We start from the raw sequence: 4,923 nt of genomic DNA, 5'->3' as shown, positions 1-4,923 counted from the left end.
GTGATGAGATGGTCTCGCGTCTGGCCACGTTGGCGACCGATGCCATGTGCCTGCTCGACCGGGCAACGCGAACCGGGGTCATGGACCGTTTGCTCGCCGTCGCTGAAAAAATGGATCAGGATCATATCCTCACCGATTTCCTGCACTGCCTCAGTGGTGCCACTGAGGAGGCCGCCAGCGCCCCCGCGCCCAAGGGGGGAATCACCGGACTCTGGGACATGATGAAAAAACCGGAAACCCAGCAAACCATCCAGTTCCTCATGCTTGTCGGCAAACATTTCCGTTCCTGCCGACTCAGACACTGATCATGAGGTAACTTTTTACCGTTTTAAAGTGTTCTACTCGCCCCGCTTGCAGCCCCTGATGTTCAGGGGCTTTTTTTAATCAAGCGTAAGCGTTAGCTAGAAATAGGTGTATAGGCAAAGCAATATCCATGTGGGCTGATTTTGCCTGCAACCACTTTACAGGTACCATCGACGCTGGCAGAGGCTCCCGGTACAAAATGCGCGCAATTACTGCACATATCCTTGCCACTGGGATGATCCTGATAACTGACAGAACTTTTGCTTTGCAAACCACCTGCTGTACCAGCATTGGCCATGGATGAAAACACCAAAGGAGCCACTGCGGCTGCTGCGGCTATTTTACCCGTTGATTTCAACCAGTCACGACGATTCATAGATTTCATAGTATGTTCTCCAAAATGATGAATGAGGCGCCTATAAAGAGCCCACTCACTTATACGTAATCTGCGCCGTAATGGATGCACGCAACAGATAATTGATCCCCATTATGTATTCAGATTTGGATAATCAACTGCGTAACGTGTAAATATTATTGAATACCGGCTTCATCCCGATCAAATCTCCGGGAAATACCACCTTCCGTACCCCCACCAAGGGTATGGATAAAGTACTCAACTCCGCTGAGACCAGATTGATCTGTATTTGCAAAAAGGCCTTATAAACAAACTCGGAACAATATAATGCCCGATCATCCTGCAAGTCATAACTATCATCAAAAGGAATACGCAGCTTCACCTGCATATGACACCAGTGAAACAAATTTTCACACTGTGGTTCTACCAAGCCAATCGGTATATAGCCAACCTTTACAGCTCGTTCCGGCGCATAAAAATCGTCCAGGTTACCCATGTGCACCCCACCTCGGGTGCGTTCCGTAGACGGTATGCTTTCAAATAAAGCACCGCCTACCAAAACCCCGACATGGGTCCAGGGACCGCGATTTTTGAGGCGCACCAGGCGTGCCTCTACCCCCAGCCCTTCGCGCAACAGTATATACGCCGTCAGTCCACACTCACGAACCATTTCCCGTCCCTGCGTACCAGTTGCAACGTCGTATTCCGAGGGCTTCCTTTCTCAGGAATCAGGCTGATAATCACCGTGGCATGTTCAACACCATCTACCGTAGTTCGTTGGTTTTTGACTATTTTGGCCTCCTTCAAACCACCTTCAGCTTGCAGGCGCTGATAAGTAGCCATCACATATCCATTCACTTTCGCCTCTTCGAGCCGCAGTGCATAGGGTTGTGCAGGATTTTGCACTTCAGGTCCCCAATAAACCAGTTCGTCTACTTTCTGAATGTCCCCTTTCGCCATACCGTGCACAAAATGCATAGCCGTATTCTCTGGCCCCGAACCCGAAAAAAGACCACAGGCTGAGATTCCCACTGTTAATCCTGCCACTGTGATTGTTTTTAGTATACTTCGCACACAAATTCTCCTTCATTAAAAGTGATCCAAAGAAAAACAGGCAATACCCTAAGCAGCATCGCCTGTTGATCATGACGTCTGACTAGTGATTCATCAAGTCAGTTATTGCACAGTTTTACGTACCTTGATACTGGAATTGATTTCCACGCGCTGATTCAGGAAACGTCCCTGTGGCGTCGCATTGCTGGCGACTGGATCCAGATAGGAATGTCCCTTCGTCACAATCCGTGAAGCTGCTACACCATGCGCCTCCAGATAACCGGCAACGCTTCGCGCACGTTGCTCAGAGAGTTTTTGATTGTAAGAAAAACTGCCTGTCTTACTGCAGTAACCATTTACATCCAGAACAGCAGCTGAATGTTTGTGGGCAAAATCAGCTACCTGGTCCAGCACGGCAATATCATGGCTGATCAGTTTGGAAGAATTGGTCTGGAAATTAATCCCGGTAATGGTAATAGGTTTACTCTCCAGAATTGTATGTTGCACCGGTGCAATAGGTGCCACTGCTGCGGGTTTTGCTGCCGGAGCCGCTGGTACGGCCGGGGGAATCCCGGGAGAACAGGCAAAAGGGTTGGTTCCGCAGCCGGCAGCGGCCAGAACCACTGCCACAGCCAGTGTTTGCTTGTATATTTTTTTCATATTACGTCTCCTTAGTAGCTGATTTTTTGGGCAGATGCATTCATCTGTCTACAATTTTAACCATCAAATCCAATGACAAAATAGGCCCCATCCAGGATGGAGCCTGAAGTTCCCGATTTTGCTAGCGGGAGGAGGAGACTGCATACAACGTTTTACTTCGTGACCCTGTTCAGCCCAATGGGCCGTTAGCGGTAACGATTTGCGGTTCCATGGAAGCCAGAATGGCAATCAGGTAATTCTGTGCCGCCATGGGAATCTTTCGGGTTTGCATCGCATCCATCATATCCTGAGCCAGATAATTGAAGGCTGCCGTTGTTACACCCATTCCTTCATGGGCTTTTCGCATGCTCAGCCCGGTGTACTTGCAGGGACCACCCACCGCCATGCACACCTGCTGCACCAATTCGTACTTCAGGTGAGGAATATTGGTATGTGCAAAGTAGTAATTGATATGCGGATCTGCAGCCACATTACCCACAAACGTATTGATCAACGCCGTAATACCGGCCTTGCCGCCGTACTGGGCATAGTAATCCTGAGCGGATGCCGTCGAAATCCCCATCATGGCAACAGCCGTAAACCCTGCCGCCAGAGCGACGCCCTTGGCTACTGCCGAAAGACGGGAAGAGGTTCGTATAAATGACATGGTAAACTCCTCTTAAAATTGTGATCAGAAGCTGCTGGTCAGAGACAGATACAACCCGTTCTGGCTTTTCATGGTAGCGATGGTACCCAGATCCACATAGGCTGCTGTCAGAGAAAGCTGCTTGTAGGGGAACCAAGCGATGTACACGTCTTTCCAGGCACTCGTTTTGGAGACAGCGTCGGCAAGTGGGGCAAGCGGGGATGACTTCGATGCTATCAACTGATTCTGCGGCATATCCCGATATTCAGCACCCAACACGACCTGGCGGTTCAGAAATACCCCTACCGAGGCCGCTGGCAAGACTTTATAACCCATGCCATCTGCACCACCGAAGCCCAACAAACCTTGCTGATTGGCATTAGTGACATCAATGTTCACATCTGCCAGGGTGGTCAGACCGAATATCCCATTGAGCCATACCTTTGTGGCAGAAAGATAATAACTGACGCCGTTGCGCGCCACATGCAGCGTAGTAGCCAGATTTTTCGGCATCTCGTTGTGATGCAAGTCCACACCAACAGATACTTCCGGCTCCCACCAGTTCTGGTCATACACCACATTACCAAACAGCCTGGCCTTAATCCCAACAATGTCCTGGTTCAATTCATAGCTGTTGCCAAAAAAAGCGGGCGTGGCTGATGACGTGAGACCTGCTTTGTCAAGAATGGCCGAGGCTGGTGCAGCACGCTGAGCAGCAGTTTCACCTCCGCCGTAGGCAAAATCATTGATCTCTCCATCCAAAGTTCCGCCGGTGTTCCCCAACCCAAAACTCTGGCGGGCAAAAGAAAGCTCAATACGGTTGAAGAGTCCGACCGATGCGCCATAGGCGTCCATATTGTAGTTGTTCAGCAATACGTGCGAATAAAAAGCGGTCGCGCCAATTTGCTGGTTGGTGCCATAGCCCGAAATCACTGCCCAGGGGTTGATACCACCACCAGCGGCACCGTCTATCGCCGTTACTGCTCCTGTACCCAAAATGCGGCCCTGGCCAAACAGGCTGGCAGCCCCGATCGCCGCATTGGCGGTCAGCGGCGCCATCGCACCCAATGCACAAGCAATTGCAACGGCCAATCCTTTACCTTTCATCGATTTGACGACGTTCATATTCAATTTATTCATAACCTCCTCCTAACAAAGGACTTCAGATTTTTGCTAACACAGCTGATTGCCAGCAACCCATCAAAAGCAATAACCATGCCACTGAATAAATCCTTAATATTATCACCGCGAGTGATTCGGATTTAAATTTATTGGTAACAAGGCAATTAACGGATAAATTATATTCTTAATTATTTAACAATATGTTATACAAATATTTAAATCATTTTTTGTTACTTATTATTATGTTTTATTTTACATATAAACATATTGTAACTTTTTTAGTTACGCTCAATAATGTACGCAATAAAGCTAAATATTGATGATTAATCCATGATATGTCATACAGATTTTCATGACACGTCATGACGTGTCATGACGCATTGATTTGTCTGGCATACATAATTAATAATTATTTAATATCCTGCCATTATATTGAATATTTTAAAAAAAGCGTGATCACCATGAAACTAAATCCAGCATACAATTCAGACATACACCCCTGGCACCAAATTTGCTGACATTTAACCACTTCACCATTTGCAACTCGTTTGGAGACACAATGTCAGGCATGTACATCATTTGTTTAAGCGGCGAGCGCGAGAAGTTGCAATTTGCCGCCATGGCGGCGTCCGTAGCGGCGGTATCCGGAACCGACGTCCATATTTTTCTGTCGATGAACGCCTTCCCCTACTTTGTGAAGGGCCATAGCAAGGAGGCGCCCGCTGAAGGCAAGCTGGGAGAAGTCATGGCCGAACGTAAGGTGCCTCCCTTCTACCAGATCTTCGAGCAGGCAGTGGAACTGGGC

6 protein-coding genes and 2 pseudogenes are annotated in these 4,923 nt (G+C 48.4%); 2 read left to right on the top strand and 6 right to left on the bottom strand.

The annotated features are described in order from the left end of the window. Positions 1-305 (top strand): annotated as a pseudogene (locus H7F11_RS16450) (hypothetical protein); the annotation flags it as partial. Positions 306-397: 92 nt separating this feature from the next. Here H7F11_RS16450 and H7F11_RS16445 read toward each other — a convergent pair. The 6 genes from H7F11_RS16445 to H7F11_RS16420 form a co-directional block, all read right to left on the bottom strand. Further along, on the bottom strand, positions 398-688 hold the full coding sequence (locus H7F11_RS16445; protein ID WP_193651920.1) for an iron oxidase: 291 nt from the start codon (positions 686-688) through the stop codon (positions 398-400). A gap of 124 nt (positions 689-812) precedes the next feature. After that, positions 813-1,328: a YiiX/YebB-like N1pC/P60 family cysteine hydrolase gene (locus H7F11_RS16440; RefSeq protein WP_193651921.1), complete on the bottom strand. Its 516-nt coding sequence runs from the start codon at positions 1,326-1,328 to the stop codon at positions 813-815. Next, positions 1,307-1,690, bottom strand: a complete 384-nt coding sequence (locus tag H7F11_RS16435; RefSeq protein WP_193651922.1) for a DUF4878 domain-containing protein — start codon at positions 1,688-1,690, stop codon at positions 1,307-1,309. The genes H7F11_RS16440 and H7F11_RS16435 overlap by 22 nt, the downstream gene beginning before the upstream one ends. A gap of 144 nt (positions 1,691-1,834) precedes the next feature. Then, positions 1,835-2,371, bottom strand: a complete 537-nt coding sequence (locus H7F11_RS16430; RefSeq protein WP_193651923.1) for an OmpA family protein — start codon at positions 2,369-2,371, stop codon at positions 1,835-1,837. A 169-nt stretch (positions 2,372-2,540) separates the two neighbouring features. Further along, the gene (locus H7F11_RS16425) at positions 2,541-3,017 is read right to left on the bottom strand and encodes a group I truncated hemoglobin (protein ID WP_193651602.1); all 477 of its coding nucleotides are present in this window, start codon (positions 3,015-3,017) and stop codon (positions 2,541-2,543) included. A gap of 24 nt (positions 3,018-3,041) precedes the next feature. Continuing rightward, entirely contained in the window at positions 3,042-4,136 is a 1,095-nt protein-coding gene (locus H7F11_RS16420; protein ID WP_227485595.1) for a DUF3034 family protein, read from the bottom strand. 541 nt (positions 4,137-4,677) lie between these two features. Here H7F11_RS16420 and H7F11_RS16415 point away from each other — a divergent pair. Continuing rightward, positions 4,678-4,923 (top strand): annotated as a pseudogene (locus H7F11_RS16415) (hypothetical protein); the annotation flags it as partial.

The organism is Acidithiobacillus sp. HP-2, from assembly GCF_015100155.1.
Taxonomy (GTDB): domain Bacteria; phylum Pseudomonadota; class Gammaproteobacteria; order Acidithiobacillales; family Acidithiobacillaceae; genus Acidithiobacillus.
The sequence above is the reverse complement of the archived record's forward strand: the minus strand, read 5'-3'. Positions and strand labels throughout refer to the sequence as shown.

Bases quoted from the DNA above. Each gene is read 5' to 3' on its own strand.
- H7F11_RS16425 (WP_193651602.1), bottom strand. From the start codon at position 3,017: ATGTCATTTATACGAACCTCTTCCCGTCTTTCGGCAGTAGCCAAGGGC.
- H7F11_RS16420 (WP_227485595.1), bottom strand. From the start codon at position 4,136: ATGAATAAATTGAATATGAACGTCGTCAAATCGATGAAAGGTAAAGGA.
- H7F11_RS16430 (WP_193651923.1), bottom strand. From the start codon at position 2,371: ATGAAAAAAATATACAAGCAAACACTGGCTGTGGCAGTGGTTCTGGCC.
- H7F11_RS16445 (WP_193651920.1), bottom strand. From the start codon at position 688: ATGAAATCTATGAATCGTCGTGACTGGTTGAAATCAACGGGTAAAATA.
- H7F11_RS16440 (WP_193651921.1), bottom strand. From the start codon at position 1,328: ATGGTTCGTGAGTGTGGACTGACGGCGTATATACTGTTGCGCGAAGGG.